This window comes from Amycolatopsis rifamycinica (assembly GCF_000695625.1).
Taxonomy (GTDB): domain Bacteria; phylum Actinomycetota; class Actinomycetes; order Mycobacteriales; family Pseudonocardiaceae; genus Amycolatopsis; species Amycolatopsis rifamycinica.
The window spans coordinates 78,301-95,934 of record NZ_JMQI01000064.1 but is presented as its reverse complement, the minus strand read 5'-3'; the positions used below and the strand labels follow the sequence as shown (position 1 = coordinate 95,934).

Sequence of the window (17,634 nt, the reverse complement as noted above, 5' to 3'; positions counted from 1 at the left end):
TTCGCGGTATTATGCTCAAATGAGCGCTTCCCGTAAGAGTGCTTCGCTCACCGAAGCGCTGCTGCTCGCCACCGTCGCCCGGCGCTTCTACGTGCAGGGACGCTCCAAGCTGGAGATCGCCGACGAGTTCGGCGTCAGCCGGTTCAAGGTGGCGCGGATGCTCGACACGGCCATGGAGTCCGGCCTGGTCAGGGTCGAGTTCTCGCTGCCGGCGCCGGTGGACCTGGCGCTGTCGGACGAGGTGCGTTCGGCGTACGGCCTGGAGCGCGCCCTGGTGCTCGAACGCTCAACCGAGCGCGAGCCGAAGGAGGTCGTCCGGGCGAAGATCGGCTCGCTGGCGGCCCGGCTGCTGGAGGAGATCGCGGTCCCCTCGGACGTCATCGGGCTGTCGTGGGCGCGGTCGGTGAACGCGATGGCGGAGGCGGTCCGGTCGCTGCCGCGCTGCCCGATCGTCCAGTTGTGCGGGGTGCAGGCGGGGATGGACATGCGCGGCCGTTCGGTGGAGACGGTCAGCCGCGTGACGTCGGTGTCCGGCGGCGACGCGTACCCGATCTTCGGGCCCTTGGTGCTGCCGGACCGGCGCACGACGGAGACGTTGCGGCGTCAGCCGGGGATCGCGGAGACGTTCGGCCAGTTCCGGAACCTGACCAAGGCGGTGGTCAGCATCGGCGCGTGGCAGCCGGGCGAGTCGACGGTCTACGACGCGCTGGACGAAGCCGAGCGCGCGGCGATCGCGGCCCGCGGGGCGACGGCGGAGGTCGCGGCCCGGCTCTTCGACGCTTCGGGAAACGCTCTTTCCACCGGCTTGGCCCACCACGTCCTGGCGATCAGCCACGAGGAACTGATGGCGGTGCCGGAGGTGATCGCCCTGGGCTACAGCCGCCCGAAAGCCGCGGCCGTGGACGCGGTGTTGCGGTCCGGCATGGTCTCGACCCTGATCACCGACGCCGCCGCAGCAGTCCCCCTGCTCGCCTTGGCGGCGAAGAACCCCGTGATGCCCCGCTGATCACGCGAGAAGCCCCGCTGATCACGCCAGTTCCGTACTCCCCCGGGCGTATTGCCGCCTCCGCGGCGTACTCCGGCGGGCGCAAACCCGGCGTCGGCGGGTCCGGGGCGAAACCGGGGTCGCGCCCGATGTGCCCGCGCCGCCGCTCGGCGAGCCTGGATCCCGTGACCGCGAAGACTTCTCCCCGCTGGCGGCAGGCCGTCGTCTGGCTGCACGTCGTGTCCTCGGTGGCCTGGATGAGCCAGGCGCTCGGCCTCGTCGTCCTGATGTCGCTGACCCTCACCCACGCCGCCCAGGCGCCGGCCGCGACGTCGATGGCCGAAAGACTCGACTCCGTCCTGCTCGCTCCGATGGCGAACGTCTCGGCATTCACCGGCCTGCTGCTCGCCGGCGCCACCGCGTGGGGGTACTTCCGGCACTGGTGGGTCCTGACCAAGCTCGTCCTGACCCTCGCCCAGCTCTACGCCGGGATCTTCCTGCTCTCCCCCGCGCTGCACGCATCCGCGGACACCGCGACCGGCACGTGGCTGCAGGTGGCCGGCACCTCGCTGATGGTGAGCGCGCTCGCCTTCCAAGCCTGGCTTTCGGTCGCGAAGCCGTGGAAGAAGACGCCGTGGTCCCCGGCCGCGAAGCCGCTAACGGCGCCGACCTGGGTGTTCGTGGCGGGCATCGCTGCACCCGCCGTGGACGTCGCCGCCGGGCTCGTCCTCGGCTTCCCGTCGCCACTGGCGGAGCTGGTCATGCTGATCGTTCTGCTCGGGTTTGAGCGGCGAGGACGTCGTCGCCGTGCTCAGCGGCCCAGCGCCCGAAGCCCTCGATCGGCTCCAGCAGCGTCTCGCCCAACGGCGTAAGGGCGTACGCGCCTTCGCGCCGCTCGACGAGACCGTCGAACTCCAGGCGTCGCACGGCTTCCGTGAGCACCTTCGCGCTGATGCCGCCGATCGTGCGCCGCAGGTCGACGTGGCGCCGCGGGCCGTCGCGCAACGCCCACAGCACGACGGGGTTCCACGTGTTCGCGACCAGGTCGAACGCGAGCCGCGTCCGGCAGTCGGCGAGGAAGTCCATGGTTACCGTTCGGTTCCTTCCCGGGTTCCTACCGTCGTTCTCGTACAGCCAAGCACAAGGAGGACGCATGCGGATCGGGATCTTCGGCACGGGCGGGATGGCGGACGCGCTCGGCACGCAGTGGGCGCGGGCGGGCCACGAACTGATGGTGAGCGGCCGGTCCGACCCCGGCCCGTTGGCCGCCCGGCTCGGCGCGGCGGCCGGCAAGTGGCGCGAGACAGCCGCCTTCGCCGACGTGCTGCTCCTGGCCGTCCCCGCGGCGGCGATCGGCGAAGTGCTCGCCGAGGCGGGCCCGCTGACCGGGAAGGTGCTGGTGGACTGCGCCAACGACCCCGGTCTGACCGGCACCCCGGTGGCGTCGCGGATCACGACGGAGGCCCGCGTGGTGAAGGCGTTCAACCTCGCCCACGTCGACGTCTGGCGGATGACGCCACCAGTGTTCGGCGGTCGTCCCCTGTCGGTCCCGTTGTGCGGCGACGACCCGGCGGCGCTCGACGCGGTGAGCACGCTCGTCCGGGACATCGGTGCGCACCCCGTGCGAGCGGGCGGCCTGGACCGCGCGGCCCTCCTGGAGGCCACGGCGGCGTTCGTCATCAGGCTCTGGTTCGCCGGCGAGGACGCCCAGGCGATCCTGACCCCGGTGGGCTAGCAAGCACTGCCGCGTGTCGAGTCGCGGCAGAGTGGCGACTCAAGCTGTTCTGGGTTCCGGGAAGAATCCGACCGGCACCGAAGGGTGACGCTCGAGGTCGTCCTGGTTGATCGCGGACCAGGCCCGTTACCAACACTGGCCCCGTCTCGTGGTGGGCAGCACTACATCACGGGACGGGTCTCAGAACTTCCTCTACGTGCGTCCTCGTAGACCGATCCTAAGAGGCCGTATTCGATGGCGGTGGCGTTCGTGCCGCCATCGAGGAGGATCACGTACTCCACCGGCGAACTCGCCGACGCGGCCGGGGCGGTGGCCACGACCACCGCCGCGGCGACGAAGATCCCGGCCATCAGGCGCTTGACGTTCCCCATGGTCCCTCCCGGGTCGCGAAGCGTCCACGCTAACGCGAAACCACGCCGCCGGGTTGCGCCGATGAGCGCGACCCGGTGTCAGTGCGCCCCCACCTCGGTCACCCGGACCACCGCCATCCCGGCCTCGTCCGACGCGGCCAGGTCGACCTCGGCGCTGATGCCCCAGTCGTGGTCGCCCGCCGGGTCGTCGAAGATCTGGCGGACCTTCCAGACGTCCGGCTGCTGGTCGATCATCAGCAGCTGCGGGCCCCGCGCGTCCGGGCCGGTGCCGAGCGTCTCGTACTCCTCGAAGTAGTCCTCGATCGCTTCCTGCCACGCGTCGGCGTCCCAGCCCGAATCCGCGTCGAGCTCGCCGAGCGGGAACCACGCCCGCCGCGCGAACAGCTCGACCCGGCGGAACAGCTCGTTGCGCACCAGGACGCGGAACGCGCGCTCGTTGCGGGTGACGCCCGGCGGCGGCTCCGGCGGCCGGTGTGACACCGGCCCCTCTTCCGTCGGGTGCCGCAGCGCTTCCCACTCGTCCAGGAGACTCGAGTCGACCTGGCGGACGAGCTCGCCGAGCCACTCGATGAGGTCCTGCAGCGCCTCGGTCTTCGCCTCGTCCGGGACCGTGTGGCGCAGGGCGTCGTAGACGTCGGCGAGGTAGCGCAGCACCAGGCCTTCGGACCGGGCCAGCTGGTAGAAGCCGATGTACTCGACGAAGTTCATCGCGCGCTCGTACATGTCGCGCACGACCGACTTCGGCGACAGCTCGTAGTCGGCGACCCACGGGTGGCCCTGCCGGTAGCTGTGGAACGCGCCCTGCAGCAGCTCTTCGAGCGGCTTGGGGTAACTGATGTTCTCGAGCAGCTCCATGCGCTCGTCGTACTCGATGCCCTCGGCCTTCATCGCCTGGACGGCTTCGCCGCGCGCCTTGAACTGCTGCTGCGAGAGCACCGGCCGTGGGTTGTCCACTGTGGATTCCACAACGGACACGACGTCGAGCGCGTAGCTCGGCGACTCGAGGTCGAACAGCTCGATCGCGGCCAGCGCGAACGGCGAAAGCGGCTGGTTGAGCGCGAAGTCGAACTGCAGGTCGACGGTGAGCCGGATGATCCGGCCCTGCTCGTCCGGTTCGGACAGTCGTTCCACGACGCCGGCGGCGAGCAGCGCGCGGTAGATCGCGATGGCGCGCAGGATGAGCCTGCGCTGCGACGCGCGGTCCTCGTGGTTGTCCTCCAGCAGGTGGCGCATCGAGTCGAAGGCGTTGCCCGGGCGCGAGATCACGTTCAGCAGCATCGAGTGCGTGACCTTGAAGCTGGACGTCAGCGGCTCGGGATCGGCGGCGATGAGCCGGTCGAACGTGCTCTCGGTCCAGTTGACGAACCCCTCCGGGGCCTTCTTCCGGACGATCTTCTTTTTCTTCTTCGGGTCGTCGCCCGCCTTCTCGAGCGCCTTGGCGTTCTCGACGACGTGGTCGGGTGCCTGCACGACGACGTAGCCGTCGGTGTCGTAGCCCGCGCGCCCGGCGCGGCCGGCGATCTGGTGGAACTCGCGCGCCTTGAGGTGGCGCTGGCGGACGCCGTCGTACTTCGTGAGCGCGGAGAACACGACCGTCCGGATCGGCACGTTGATGCCGACGCCGAGCGTGTCGGTCCCGCAGATCACCTTGAGCAGCCCGGACTGGGCGAGGGTCTCGACCAATCGGCGGTACTTGGGCAGCATGCCGGCGTGGTGGACGCCGATGCCGTGGCGGACCAGCCGCGAGAGCGTCTTGCCGAAGCCGGCGGCGAACCGGAAGTCGCCGATCAGCTCGGCGATGGCCTCCTTCTCGGCCTTCGACGTCACGTTGATGCTCATCAGCGTCTGCGCCCGCTCGATGGCCGCGGCCTGCGAGAAGTGCACGACGTAGACCGGCGCCTGACCGCCGTTGAGCAGCTCGGACATGGTCTCGTGCAGCGGCGTCAGCGCGTACCGGAAGGTCAGCGGCACCGGGCGCTGCGCCGACGTGACGACGGCGGTGGGCTTGCCGGTGCGGCGGGTGAGGTCCTTCTCGAAGAAGGAGACGTCGCCCAGGGTGGCCGACATGAGGACGAACTGGGCGTTCGGGAGCTCCAGCAGCGGCACCTGCCAGGCCCAGCCGCGGTCGGGCTCGGAGTAGAAGTGGAACTCGTCGGCCACGACCTGCCCGACGGGGGCGCCGGCACCGAACCGCAACGCGATGTTCGCCAGGATTTCGGCCGTGCAGCAGATGATCGGGGCGTCCGGGTTGACGCTGGAGTCGCCGGTCATCATCCCGACGTTGTCGGCGCCGAAGATGTCGATGAGCTGGAAGAACTTCTCCGAGACGAGGGCCTTGATGGGCGCGGTGTAGTAGCTGCGGCGGCCCTGGGCGAGCGCGGTGAAGTGCGCACCGACGGCGACGAGGCTCTTCCCGGAGCCGGTCGGCGTCGAAAGGATGACGTTCGATCCGGAGACGACCTCCATCACCGCCTCCTCCTGCGCCGGGTACAGCTCGATGCCCCGTTCGGCCGTCCAGGTCGTGAAGGCTTCGAAGAGGGCGTCGGGGTCGGGATCCGCAGGCAGGAGGTCTGTGAGAGTCATCAGGCGTCCATCGTGCCATCCGCTCGTCGCAAAGTCGGCAGGGGCGATCGCATCGCGAGTGGGAAACCCGTAGGCTTCGCGGTACCGCGCGTCGACTGGGAGTTACTTCCGGTCCCGCGCGCACACGGGCGGTACTCCGGAGGGCTTAGGAATGGCACAGGACATCATCCCGATCGAACTCGGCCTGCCGCAGGGCGACGTCGTCACCCTGTGGGCGCCGCGCTGGCGGGAAGACGGCGAGGAGTGGGAAGCGTTCCTCGGTGACGAGGACGACCTGTACGCCTTCGCCGACGCCGCTCACCTGGCCGCCTTCGTGAGGACCTCCGAGCGGCACGACCTGCTCGACCACCCGGCCTGGGACGCGGTGCCGTCGCTGAACGTGCCCGAGCTGATCCCCGACGAGGACCACACGTACGACCTCGTCGGCGTGCCGGAGCTCGTCGCCGAGGAGCCGGACGTCTGGCACATCGCCGAGCTGGCGGAGATCGTCGGCATCGTGCGCTCGCTCGCCGACGTCTGCGACCTCGAAGAGGTCCACGAGATCCTCGACTCGACCGAGGGCTTCTCGCTGCTCGACCAGGGCACCCTGCCGTTCACCGGCAGCGTCGGCGTCCAGGTGTGGAACGACCTGTCCGAGACGGTGTCGCAGAAGTGGGACACCGTGCTCGACGCGATCGACGGCCTGGTGACCCAGCCGGAGGTCGACGAGAAGGTCCTGGAGCAGACGGCCGAGGAGCTGGCCGCGTTCCACGAGGAGTCCGCGGAGGCCGAGGCCGGCACCGAGGGCGAAGAGGACCTCGAGGTCATCGACGTCTCTGCGGACGACGACGCCGAGGACGAGGAAGAGGACGAGGGCCCGGTCGGCTTCTGGGCCGAGGTCGGCATCGACCCGATCAAGATCATCACGTCCGGCGCGGAGTACTACACGCTGCGCTGCTACCTCGACGACGCCCCGGTGTTCCTGGGCAGCGAGGGCGAGATCGACGTGTTCACGTCGACGGGCGCGCTCGCCAGGGCCCTCGCGGACGGCAAGGACCTGGCCGACACGGACCTGGCCGACGTGTCCACGTGGGACGAGGTCCTCGCCAAGGCGACGGCGGGCGAGCTCGAGATCGACGTCGACCCGGAGAACACGTACGTGCTGACGGGCCTGGACGCGGACATCGCGGAGGGCCCGGAGGCGATCGACCCGACGCAGCTGGAGCTGGCGGTCGAGCTGATCACGGACGCGGCGGAGTGGGCGGGCGACGACTCGGCCGAGACGGCACTGGCGGGCAACGAAAGCCTGGGCTGGCTGGTCTCGTTCGTGCTGCGTCCGGACCCGTCCCGCCTGGAGCCGTCGGCGCCCTTCGACGCCGAGCAGAGCGCTTGGCGGAAGCTCGTCGAAACTTTCGAGAACCGTCTGACGGTCGCCTGAGCCTCGGCTTCCGAAGGCCGCCTCCCGCAGGTCGGGAGGCGGCCTTCGCCGTGTCGTCCCTCCAAGCACGCGTGTCGTCCATCCAGGCACGCGTGTCGTCCCTCCAAGCACGCGTGTCGTCCGTCCGGCTCCCGGGCCGTCGGCCCACGCACTCCCAAGGACTCGCTTGCTGCGCCGTCATCTCGCGTGATCGAGCAGGCATCTCACGTGATCCAGCGGGCAGCTCGCGTGATCGAACCGGCAGCTCGCGTGATCCAGGGGGCATCTCGCGTGATCCGAGGGTCGACTCGCGTGATTGAACGGACGACACGCGTACCTGGGTGGACGACACGGGTCATGGGGACGGGGGTTCGGCGCGGACCGGGACCACCAGCACCGCCAGGGCCGGGAACACCGCTGCCACGCAGAAGGCGAGTGCGTAGCGGCTGTCGCCGATCACCAAGCCGAGCAGGGGTGGGGTCAGGGAGGCCGCGATGTTCTGGGCCGTGTTCTGCGTTCCCATCGCGCGTCCCGACCACGCCAGGCCCGCCAGCTCCGCCGAGGCCGTGAAGCCCAGGCCGTTGTCCGCCACCGTGATGACCGCCGCCAGCGCCAGAGCCAGCAGCACCAGCCACGGCCAGGAGGCGTCCCCGAGCGCGACCAAGAGCATGACGAGACAACTGGCGAAAGCCAGCTGCCGCATCGGGCGCAGCCGGCTGCCCACCCGGTCGGACCACCAGCCCGACCCCAGCCGGCCCAGTGCCCCCAGCACCTGGACCACCCCCAGGTACCAGCCCGCCGACAACGGGCTCCAGTGCTGCACCGCCACCAGGTACACCGGCGCGAACGCCGACACCGCGAACTGCGGCACCACCAGCAGCGCGCTCGCCCCGTGCACCCGCCACAGCGCCGCGTGCCGGTACGGCGAAACGCCGCCCGCCGAGCGGGCCGGGCGAGGCGGCCGCGGCGGGTCCGTCACCAGCCACGCCACCAGCAGCGCCACGGCGATCGCCAGCCCGGCCGGCAACAGCACCGCCGCCCGGAAACCGTGGTGCGCGGCCAGCGGGGGCAGCCCCAGTGCGGCCACGCCCACGCCGAGCGGCTGGGCCGTCTGGCGGATCCCCATTGCCACGCCCCGCTCGGACTTCGCGAACCAGCCCATCACGACGCGGCCGCTCGCCGCGTTCACCGAGGCCGTGCAGGCGCCGGCCGCCAAAAACACCCCAAAGAGGAGCCCGATCGAGTGATTTCCTGCCCCGGCGTACACCAGGAGTAACCCCGAGACGCCCAAGCCCAGGGCCATGATGACGCGCTCTCCGTAACGGTCCGCAGCCGCGCCCCACACGATCAGGGTGAACAGCAGCCCGATGCTCGGCGCCGCGACGACCGTGCCGGCCTCGGCCAGCGTCAGCCCTTCGGCGGCGCGCATCGCCGGGACCAGGAACGGGATGCCGTAGAGGAACGAGCAGCTCGCCGTCTGCGCGGCGAGGCCGAGCGCGAGGATGAGCCACCGTCGTGGACTCGCCTGAAGCTGCTCACCCGCACCACTCGCGACCTGCGCCATCATCGCCACCGTCTCAAATTATGAGAAGTTGTTCCTACATAGTGAACGATAGTTGGCATGGCTAAGGACCGCAAGCGAGTTGCGGTCCGAAGCGGGGGCGGGTCAGGTCAGCGCGGCGTAGCCGGGCTTGATGACGTCGTCGATCAGCGCGAGCCGGGCGTCGAAATCGATGAACGCGGATTTCATCGCGTTGATGGTGAACCAGCGGAAGTCGTCGATACCATAGCCGAACGTCTCGTGCAGCGCGGCGAATTCGCTGGTCATCGTGCATCCGCTCATCAGCCGGTTGTCCGTGTTCACGGTCACCCGGAACCGCAGCTTGGCCAGCAGGCCGATGGGGTGCTCGGCGATCGAGCGGACCGTGCCTGTTTGGACGTTCGACGTCGGGCAGATCTCCAGGGGGATGCGGCGGTCGCGGACGTACGCGGCCAACCGTCCAAGGTGGACCGTGCCGTCCGCGTCGGTCTTGATGTCCTCGACGATGCGCACGCCGTGCCCGAGCCGCTCGGCGCCGCAGTGCTGAATCGCTTCCCAAATGGAGGGCAAACCGAAGGCTTCGCCCGCGTGAATAGTGAAGTGCGCATTGTTCTGACGCAGATATTCGAACGCGTCGAGATTGCGGGTCGGCGGGAATCCGTCCTCCGGTCCGGCGATGTCGAACCCGGCGACGCCGGCGTCGCGGTAGCGGACGGCCAGGTTCGCGATCTCGAGGGCCCGGGCGTGCTGGCGCATCGCGCAGAGCAACGTCCCGATGCGGATGGTGCCGCCGTTCGCGGCCACCCGGCGTGTGCCCTCCGTGAACCCCGCTTGGACAGCCTCAACCACCGCATCGAGTGACAGACCGCGTTCGACGAACAACTCCGGGGCGTAGCGCACCTCGGCGTAGACGACGCCGTCCGCGGCCAGGTCCTCCACCGCCTCCGCGGCGACCCTGACCAGGGCTTCCTCCGTCTGCATCACGCCGCAGGTGTGCGCGAAGGTCTCGAGGTAGGAGACGAGTGAGCCGGAGTCGGCCGCTCGGCGGAACCAGCTGCCCAGCTCGGCCGGGTCGGTGGTGGGCAGACCGGCATAGCCGGTCGCGTCGGCCAGCTCGGCGACGGTGGCCGGCCGCAGACCGCCGTCGAGGTGGTCGTGGAGCAGCACCTTGGGTGCGCGGCGGAGTGTCTCGGTGGGCAGAACAGGGCTTTCGTCAGGCATCCCCCAACGGTAACCTCGTTGTCATTCCCCTACATGGCCGTAACTCTCAGGTTCGGGTTCACCCTCAGCGTCGACGATCAGGTGACGAATCGGCCATCCGGGGGCGGCCTCCGCAATAGGCACTTCACGGGGGCCATACGCACAGCAATTTCGCAATCGATAAGCTTCGTGGCACGTCCCTCCATTTCCCCGCCGACGAAGGACACACAGCAGTGACCACTGACAACCACATTGCCGCCCCGTCCTTCGACCGGATGCGCAACATGCTGGTGCGCGCGGCCGAAGTGCGTGAGAGCGAGCAGCAGCAGATCTTCGACGCGCTCGACGACATCTACGCCCGCCTCGCGCCGGTGGACTCGCTGGGCGCGGTCCGCAAGCGGCTGTCCGAGATGCCCGACCGCACCGAGGTCAGCGTCCTCGCCGAGCGCCTCGACGAGACGATGTCCCGCCTCGAAGCGCAGGACACGGCGATCGCCGCCCTGACCCGCGCGGTCGAGAGCATCGTCGACAAGCTCGCCAAGCCCTTCGCGCAGCTCGACGGGCGCCTCGACGGCGTCGCCGCGCGCTTCGAGGGGGTCGCCGGCCGGATGGACGGGCTCGAGGACAAGCTCCAGAACATCCACCGCCGGCTCGACGAGCTGGGCGGCCACCTCGACAAGCAGGACGCGAAGCTCGAGTCGCTGCCGCAGTCGGTGCACGGTCCGGTCCGCGAGCGGATCGAGCAGGCCGAGTCGACGCTGCGCGACCGGGTCGACCACGCCGACCACGAGCTGCGGAACAAGGTCGACGAGCTCAGCCGCGTCACGCAGGAGCGGGTCGGCGAGCTGGGCCGCACGACGCACGAGCGGATCGACGCCAACACCGAGGCGCTCAAGGTCGCGCTGACCGAGACCGGCGAGATGATCGACGCCTCGGACCGGCTGGAGAACCTGGGCAACCGGCTCGAAACGGTCACCACCCGCCTGGACGACCTGGCCTCCCGCCTCGACAAGGTGGAGGACGGCTTCCTCTCCGGCATCGGCGACCTCGACGGTGCGCTCAAGGCCGGGCTGTCGAAGGTCGAGGGCACGCTGTCGAAGCAGCCGGACACCGACTCGGTGGACTCGCTGGTCCGCCGGAGCAACGACGAGAGCGTCCGCCGCATCGGCGGCCAGCTCGACGAGGCGATGGCGACGTTCGCGGAGCTGATGCTCGGCGGCGGCCCGGCGGTCCAGCAGATCGCCCCGCCCCCGCCGGCCCCGCGCCAGCCGCGTCGCAGCTCCCGCAACGGCCGCGCCCCCAAGCCGGCCGACGCCAAGGCCAAGACCGAGGGTTCGGAAGAACCCACGGAGTAAGGCCCATACCCGAAGAGGCCCTCGCCGGTGCGCCGGCGGGGGTTTCTTCGTGCCGGGCGACGGAGTGAGCATGGCGGCGCGGGCCTCCGGCCCCCGTCTTCCAGCTTATCGAGCACCACCGACGGTTCCGGGCGGCTCGGCGGCGATCACCGCGGGAACCGTTCACTCGACCGGGTGATCATCGCCGCGATCATCGTCACACCCGCCGAATCGGACCACCCCGGCATTTCGGGAGACGTCCGGCGCCGGTGACCTTCGCGACCCTCGTAGTCCGACTACGAGGGGATGCACCATGAAGACACTCACGAGGTTCGCGACGATCGCCGCCGTGGCCGCCGGGCTGGGGCTGGTCGCCCCCGTCGCGGCCGAAGCCGGGACCGTCTCGGTCACCTGGGGTTGCGGCACCATCGGCGGCCCCGCCGGGACCAAGACGTTCGAGATCACCGTGACCGCTCCGGCGACCGCCACCGCCGGGCAGGCCGTCACCGTGCACGCCGACCTGACGCAGGTTGCACCGGCGTGGGCCGGTGGGACCGCACCCGCCGGGCAGTTCACCGGCTACGTCGTGCTCGAACTCGGCGGCGCCGCCTCGGGCCGGGTCAACGCGACCGGCATGACCAACCCCGTCGTCCAGCCCGGCACGCTCTTCCGGCTGACCGGGGGCACCGGTCAGGTCACGCTGCCCGCCGCCGGGCCGGTCACCCTCGCGACCAGCAGCTACGTGCTCTACTACAGCACCGGCACCTTCATCAGCTCCTGCGGTGGCAGCGGCGCCAAGCCGGTCGCCGCCACCATCCAGGTGTCCTAGCCGCGCACGGTCTCCCGGACGATCGGTCCCGGCGCGGGCGCCTCCGAAGCGATCGAGAACCCGCCTTCGAGCGCCGCCAGCGCCGCCGGGACCGCGTCCGGGGTGTCCGTGTGCAGTTCCAGCAGCGGCTCGCCCTCGGAGACGTCGTCGCCCGGCTTCGCCAGGCACAGCACGCCCGCCGCCGCCTGCACCGGATCCTCCTTGCGAGCCCGCCCGGCGCCCAGCCGCCACGCCGCGACGCCCACCGCGTAGGCGTCCAGGGAGGCCAGGACGCCCGAAGCCGGAGCGACGACCGTGTGCACGTGAGCGGGCGTGGGCAGCGGCGCCGACGGGTCGCCGCCCTGGGCGGTGATCATCCGGCACCACACCTCGTAGGCCTCGCCGGAAGCCAGCACCGCCGCCGGGTCGGCATCCAGCCCGGCCAGAGCGAGCATCTCCCGGGCCAACGCCAGAGTCAGCTCGACCACGTCCGAAGGCCCACCGCCCTGCAGCACCGAGACCGACTCGGCGACCTCCACCGCGTTGCCGACCGCCCGTCCCAGCGGGACGTTCATGTCGGTCAGCAACGCCGTCGTCGGGACACCGTGGTCGGCGCCGATCGACGTCAGCGCGCCGGCCAGCGAGCGCGCCTGGTCGAGGGTCTTCATGAACGCGCCCGACCCGAACTTCACGTCCAGGACCAGCCCCGACGCGCCTTCCGCGATCTTCTTGCTCATGATCGAGCTGGCGATGAGCGGGATCGACTCCACCGTCGAGGTGACGTCCCGCAGCGCGTACAGCTTCTTGTCCGCCGGCGCCAGCCCGGACGTCGCCGCGCAGATCACCGCGCCGACGTCCGCCAGCTGCGCCCGGATCTCCGAAGTGGACAGTGCGGCGCGCCAGCCGGGGATCGACTCCAGCTTGTCGAGCGTCCCGCCCGTGTGGCCGAGCCCGCGGCCGGACAGCTGCGGCACCGCCGCACCGCACGCCGCCACCAGGGGCGCCAGCGGCAGCGTGATCTTGTCGCCGACCCCGCCCGTCGAGTGCTTGTCGACCGTCGGCCGGGAGACCGACAGCGACAGCCGCTCCCCCGACTCGATCATCGCGTGCGTCCAGCGGGAGATCTCGGCCGGGGACATCCCCCGCAGGAAGATCGCCATGGCCAGCGCCGACATCTGCTCCTCGGCGACCTCGCCGCGGGTGTAGGCGTCGACGACCCAGTCGATCTGCTCGTCGGAAAGCGTCCCGCCGTCCCGCTTCGTCCGGATGACGTCGACCGCCGCGAACGTGCTCACGGCAGGTCGTCCGGGCCGAACGCGTCCGGCAGGACGTCGGACATCGGCAGGATCCCGCTGGGCGTGTCCACCAGGCACGACGACCCGCCGAGCTCGAACAGGATCTGCCGGCAGCGCCCGCACGGCATCAGCAGGTCACCCGCGCCGCTGCGGCACGCGACGGCGACCAGCCGCCCGCCGCCGGACAGCCGCAGCTGCCCGGCCATCGTGCACTCGGCGCACAGCCCGAGGCCGTAGGAAGCGTTTTCGACGTTGCAGCCGGTCACGACCCGGCCGTCATCGACGATCCCGGCGACACCCACGTGCAGCCCCGAATAAGGCGCGTACGCGTGGGAAGCCGCCTCGATGGCCTGAGCGCGCAACGCGTCCCAGTCGAAAGTAGACACTCAGTCCTCACCCCGTCGGTACGGCTGCCCGTCGGCCTTCGGCGGCCGCAGCCGCTGCGAAGCCACCGCGAGCACGATCAGTGTCACGAAGTGCGCGGTGTACGGGATCAGGTCGGACGGCAGCGTGTCGTTCGACCAGTAGATCGCGTACAGCACCCCGGCGCCGATGACGCCGAGCCCGGCCGCGATCCACTGCCGCCGGAACAGCTGCACGACGACGATCACGCCGACCAGGATCACCGCGCCGTACAGCAGCGCGAGCACCGCTTCGCCACCGCCGGCGAGCTGCAGGCCGTCCGCGTAGCCGAACAGCGCCGCGCCGCCGAGCAGGCCGCCCGGCCGCCAGTTGCCGAAGATCATCGCCGCGAGGCCGATGTACCCGCGGCCGTTCGTCTGGTTCTCCAGGTAGTCCGCGCCACCGCGCAGCAGCACCAGCGAAGCGCCACCCATGCCGGCGAACGCGCCCGAGATGATCACGGCGACGTACTTGTGCAGGTACACGTTCACGCCGAGGGACTCGGCCGCCACCGGGTTCTCGCCGCAGGAGCGCAGCCGCAGACCGAACCGGGTCTTCCACAGCACCCAGAAGCTCACCGGCACCAGGATGATCGCGAGCATCGTCAGCGGCGCCACCTCGGTGACCAGGCCGCGCAGGATGCCGGCGACGTCGGAGACGCCGACGCGCTGCTGCTTCTCCAGGTCGCCCAGCCAGTCCGAGAGGAAGGTCGCCGAGTAGGTGTCGAACTTCGGCACCACCGGCGACTGCCGCGGGTTGCCGGAGATCGGCGCGAAGATCAGGTTCGCCAGGTACTTGGTGACACCGAGGCCGAGCAGGTTGATCGCGACACCGGAGACGATGTGGTTGACGTTGAACGTCACCGTCGCCACCGCGTGCAGCAGCCCGCCCAGCGCCCCGAACACGATCGCGGAGACCAGCCCGGCCCACACGCCGCCGTTGTACGAACCCCAAGCGGCGCCCCAGGTCCCGAGGATCATCATGCCCTCGAGCCCGATGTTGACCACGCCCGCGCGTTCGGCCCAGAGACCGCCCAGCGCGCAGAGCAGGATCGGCAGCGCCAGGCGCAAGGCCGTCGAGGCGGTGTTCGACGACGTCAGCGCGGCGACGCCGGTGGAGTAGGACGCCGTCGAGACGACGGCGATGGCGATCACGGCCCAGATGACCCCGCGCAGCCAGCCGGGGATCCGGCCTCGGCGCCGGCGCTGCACCGGCATGGTCGAGCCGGATTCGGGAGCGACGTCGGTGATCACACCGCACCCCCTTCGGCGACCGAGGAACCCTTGCGGCCGGCGAGCGCGCGGCCCACCCGCCGTTGTTCGGCCGCGAGGTCGGCCCGGCGCACGATTTCGTACGCCACGACGACCGACAGCACGATGATGCCCTGCATGATCGTCGCGATCTCCTTGGACACGTTGATCTGCTCCAGCGACACCGCGGAGGTGTCGAGGAACGCCCACAGCAGCGCGCCGAGCGCGATGCCGCCGGGGTGGTTGCGGCCGAGCAGCGCGACCGCGATGCCGGTGAAGCCGTACATCTGCGTCGCGGTGATGCCGTAGCTGTAGTCGCGGCCGAGCAGTTCCGGCATGGCGACCAGGCCGGCGACGCCGCCGGAGAGCAGCATCGCGATCAGCGTCATCTTCTTGGCGTTGACGCCACCCGCGGCGGCCGCGGTGGTGGACTCGCCGGACGCCTTGAGCTCGAAGCCGAACCGGGTGCGGTTGAGCATGAACCAGTAGGCGACCCCGATGACGGCCGCGACGACGACGAACCCGAACAGCGTGCCCGAGCCGAGCGGGATGCCCGGGATCCGGCCCGACGGCTCGATCACGCGGGTGCCGATGTTGTTGCCGGTCTGCACGCCGAACTGGTCGGCGTTGATGAGGAAGGCGATGATGCCGGCGACGATCGCGTTGAGCATGATCGTCGAGATGACCTCGCTGACCCCGCGGGTCACCTTGAGGATCGCCGGGATCGCCGCGTACGTCATGCCGGCGACGACCGCGACCAGCAGGATCGCGAGCACGTGGACCACCGGCGGCAGCTTCATCGCGCCGCCGGCGATGGCCGCGACGACGGCGGCGAACCGGTACTGGCCTTCGACACCGATGTTGAACAGGTTCATCTGGAAGCCGATGGCCACCGCGAGCCCGGACAGGTAGTACACGGTCGCCAGGTTCACCGTGTCGACCGAGGTCGAGCCCTTGAACATCTGGCCGATCATCGTGCCGTACGCCTCGAGCGGGTCGGCCCCGGAGATGATCAGCGCGATCGCCGACAGCAGCACGGCGAAGACGATCGCCAGCAGCGGTGGCAGCAGTTTCGTGCGCCAGGAGGTCATTCTTCGTCACCCTCTCCGGCGCCGGTCATCGCCGAGCCCAGTTCCTGCGGGGTCACGGTGGCGGGGTCGGCCTCGCTGACGAGGCGCCCGCGCAGCATGACCCGGATCGTGTCGGACAGGCCGATCAGCTCGTCGAGGTCGGCGGAGATGAGCAGCACGGCGAGCCCGGCGGCGCGGGCCTGGCGGATGTTCTCCCAGATCAGTGCCTGCGCGCCGACGTCGACGCCGCGCGTGGGGTGCGACGCGATGAGCAGTACCGGGTTGCCGGACAGTTCCCGCCCGACGATCAGCTTCTGCTGGTTGCCGCCCGAGAGCGCCGCGGCCGGGACGTCGATCCCGGGCGTGCGGACGTCGTACTCGCGCACGATCCGCTCGGTGTCCGAGCGGGTGCCCGCGATGTCGAGCAACTGTCCCTTCGAGACCGGTTCGCGGGTCTGGTACCCGAGCATCCGGTTGACCCACAACGGTTGCGTGAGCAGCAGGCTGTGCCGGGTGCGGTCCTCGGCGATGTAGCCGATGCCGGCCTCGCGCCGGGCCAGCGTGCCCGCCTTGGTGATGTCCCTCGAACGCCCATCGGCGTCGACCAGCTCGATCGTGCCGCCGGTCGGCTTGCGCATGCCCATGATGGTCTCGACGAGCTCGGTCTGGCCGTTGCCCTCGACGCCGGCGATGCCGAGCACTTCGCCCGCGTGCACGGTGAAGGAGACGTCGTCGAGCGCGTTGCGGCCGGAGCCCTCGGCGCCGAGCGTCAGCCCGGTCAGCCGCAGCACGTCCCGGTCGGTGACCGTGGACTCGCGGGTCTCCGGGCTGGGCAGTTCCGAGCCGACCATCATCTCGGCGAGCTGGCGCGAGGTGATGGTCTTCGGGTCGGCGGTGCCGACGGTCGTGCCGCGCCGGATCACCGTGACGGTGTCGGCGATCGCGCGGACCTCGTCGAGCTTGTGCGAGATGAAGAGGAACGTGTAGCCGCCGGCCTTCATCTCCCGCACGGTCGCGAACAGCGCGTCGACCTCCTGCGGGACGAGCACCGCGGTCGGCTCGTCCAGGATGATGATCTTCGCCCCGCGGTAGAGCACCTTGACGATCTCGACGCGCTGGCGGTCGGCGACGCCGAGCTCCTCCAGCAGTGTCTCCGGCTTGGCGTGCAGGCCGGTCCGCTCCGCGAGCTCGGCCAGCCGGGCGCGGGCGGCGCGGCCGATGCCGTGCAGGCCCTCGGCGCCGAGGAAGACGTTCTCGCCGACGGTCAGGTTGTCGGCGAGCATGAAGTGCTGGTGCACCATGCCGATGCCGGCGCGGATGGCGTCCTGCGGGTTGCGCAGCTTCACCTCTTCGCCGTTGATCGCGATGGTGCCCTCGTCCGGCGGCTGCATGCCGTACAGGATCTTCATCAGGGTGGACTTGCCGGCGCCGTTCTCACCACAGATGGCGTGCACCTCGCCGGCGGCGACGGTGAGGTTGACGTCGGAGTTGGCCACCACGCCGGGAAAGCGCTTGGTGATCCCGGTCAGCTGGACGGCGGGGGCGCCCCGGTCGGGGACGGCCTCGGCCGGGGCCTCGGCTGTGCTCATGGGCGGGAGAATTCCCTATCTCGTGTAAACGCGTGAGGGGCCCGGAGGAGAATTCCTCCGAGCCCCGACGCGCACT

The 17,634-nt window shown here is 70.4% G+C and carries 16 protein-coding genes; 6 read left to right on the top strand and 10 right to left on the bottom strand.

Annotated features, from left to right (window positions below; translation table 11 throughout):
* Nucleotides 1–19: 19 nt before the first annotated feature.
* Together DV20_RS30640 and DV20_RS44375 are read left to right on the top strand one after the other, a co-directional pair.
* Entirely contained in the window at nt 20–1,006 is a 987-nt protein-coding gene (locus DV20_RS30640) for a sugar-binding transcriptional regulator (RefSeq protein WP_043786412.1), read from the top strand.
* 164 nt (nt 1,007–1,170) lie between these two features.
* Nucleotides 1,171–1,857 (top strand): hypothetical protein, encoded by a 687-nt coding sequence (locus tag DV20_RS44375; RefSeq protein ID WP_235191017.1) that lies wholly within the window; start codon nt 1,171–1,173, stop codon nt 1,855–1,857.
* Here the strand turns inward: DV20_RS44375 and DV20_RS30630 are convergent.
* Nucleotides 1,745–2,071 carry a winged helix-turn-helix transcriptional regulator gene (locus DV20_RS30630; protein ID WP_043786410.1) on the bottom strand — a complete coding sequence of 109 codons (327 nt, stop codon included), beginning with the start codon at nt 2,069–2,071 and terminating at the stop codon, nt 1,745–1,747. The genes DV20_RS44375 and DV20_RS30630 overlap by 113 nt on opposite strands.
* Before the next feature lie 67 nt (nt 2,072–2,138).
* Between DV20_RS30630 and DV20_RS30625 the strand changes: the two genes are divergently transcribed.
* Entirely contained in the window at nt 2,139–2,720 is a 582-nt protein-coding gene (locus DV20_RS30625) for an NADPH-dependent F420 reductase (protein ID WP_043786409.1), read from the top strand.
* Nucleotides 2,721–2,881: 161 nt separating this feature from the next.
* Here the strand turns inward: DV20_RS30625 and DV20_RS30620 are convergent, their stop codons facing one another.
* Both DV20_RS30620 and DV20_RS30615 read right to left on the bottom strand, forming a co-directional pair.
* Entirely contained in the window at nt 2,882–3,091 is a 210-nt protein-coding gene (locus DV20_RS30620; RefSeq protein WP_043786408.1) for a hypothetical protein, read from the bottom strand.
* A 78-nt stretch (nt 3,092–3,169) separates the two neighbouring features.
* Nucleotides 3,170–5,674 (bottom strand): DEAD/DEAH box helicase, encoded by a 2,505-nt coding sequence (locus DV20_RS30615; protein ID WP_043786407.1) that lies wholly within the window; start codon nt 5,672–5,674, stop codon nt 3,170–3,172.
* Between the two features lie 151 nt (nt 5,675–5,825).
* On the opposite strand from DV20_RS30615, the gene DV20_RS30610 reads away from it, so the two are divergent.
* Complete coding sequence (locus tag DV20_RS30610) at nt 5,826–7,091, top strand: hypothetical protein (protein WP_043786406.1); 1,266 nt, start codon at nt 5,826–5,828, stop codon at nt 7,089–7,091.
* Nucleotides 7,092–7,425: 334 nt separating this feature from the next.
* Here the strand turns inward: DV20_RS30610 and DV20_RS30605 are convergent, their stop codons facing one another.
* Together DV20_RS30605 and DV20_RS30600 are read right to left on the bottom strand one after the other, a co-directional pair.
* A complete protein-coding gene (locus DV20_RS30605; protein ID WP_043786571.1) occupies nt 7,426–8,634 on the bottom strand; it encodes an MFS transporter in 1,209 nt (402 codons plus the stop codon).
* Between the two features lie 102 nt (nt 8,635–8,736).
* Complete coding sequence (locus tag DV20_RS30600) at nt 8,737–9,831, bottom strand: adenosine deaminase (RefSeq protein ID WP_043786405.1); 1,095 nt, start codon at nt 9,829–9,831, stop codon at nt 8,737–8,739.
* Between the two features lie 212 nt (nt 9,832–10,043).
* Between DV20_RS30600 and DV20_RS30595 the strand changes: the two genes are divergently transcribed.
* Together DV20_RS30595 and DV20_RS30590 are read left to right on the top strand one after the other, a co-directional pair.
* Nucleotides 10,044–11,165 carry a hypothetical protein gene (locus tag DV20_RS30595; protein ID WP_043786404.1) on the top strand — a complete coding sequence of 374 codons (1,122 nt, stop codon included), beginning with the start codon at nt 10,044–10,046 and terminating at the stop codon, nt 11,163–11,165.
* A 292-nt stretch (nt 11,166–11,457) separates the two neighbouring features.
* Nucleotides 11,458–11,973: a hypothetical protein gene (locus tag DV20_RS30590; RefSeq protein ID WP_043786403.1), complete on the top strand. Its 516-nt coding sequence runs from the start codon at nt 11,458–11,460 to the stop codon at nt 11,971–11,973.
* Here DV20_RS30590 and DV20_RS30585 read toward each other — a convergent pair.
* The 5 genes from DV20_RS30585 to DV20_RS30565 are packed head-to-tail and all read right to left on the bottom strand — an operon-like array spanning nt 11,970 to nt 17,558.
* A complete protein-coding gene (locus DV20_RS30585) occupies nt 11,970–13,247 on the bottom strand; it encodes a thymidine phosphorylase (RefSeq protein WP_043786402.1) in 1,278 nt (425 codons plus the stop codon). The two genes, DV20_RS30590 and DV20_RS30585, sit on opposite strands and share 4 nt — an antisense overlap.
* Nucleotides 13,244–13,633: a cytidine deaminase gene (locus tag DV20_RS30580; protein WP_043786401.1), complete on the bottom strand. Its 390-nt coding sequence runs from the start codon at nt 13,631–13,633 to the stop codon at nt 13,244–13,246. Before DV20_RS30580 ends, DV20_RS30585 begins: the two co-directional genes overlap by 4 nt.
* Nucleotides 13,634–14,866 (bottom strand): ABC transporter permease, encoded by a 1,233-nt coding sequence (locus DV20_RS30575; protein WP_051736210.1) that lies wholly within the window; start codon nt 14,864–14,866, stop codon nt 13,634–13,636.
* Between the two features lie 32 nt (nt 14,867–14,898).
* Nucleotides 14,899–15,990, bottom strand: coding sequence for an ABC transporter permease (locus DV20_RS30570; protein ID WP_043786399.1), 1,092 nt, complete (start codon nt 15,988–15,990; stop codon nt 14,899–14,901).
* Nucleotides 15,987–17,558 (bottom strand): ABC transporter ATP-binding protein, encoded by a 1,572-nt coding sequence (locus tag DV20_RS30565; RefSeq protein WP_043786398.1) that lies wholly within the window; start codon nt 17,556–17,558, stop codon nt 15,987–15,989. The genes DV20_RS30570 and DV20_RS30565 overlap by 4 nt, the downstream gene beginning before the upstream one ends.
* Nucleotides 17,559–17,634: the final 76 nt, after the last annotated feature.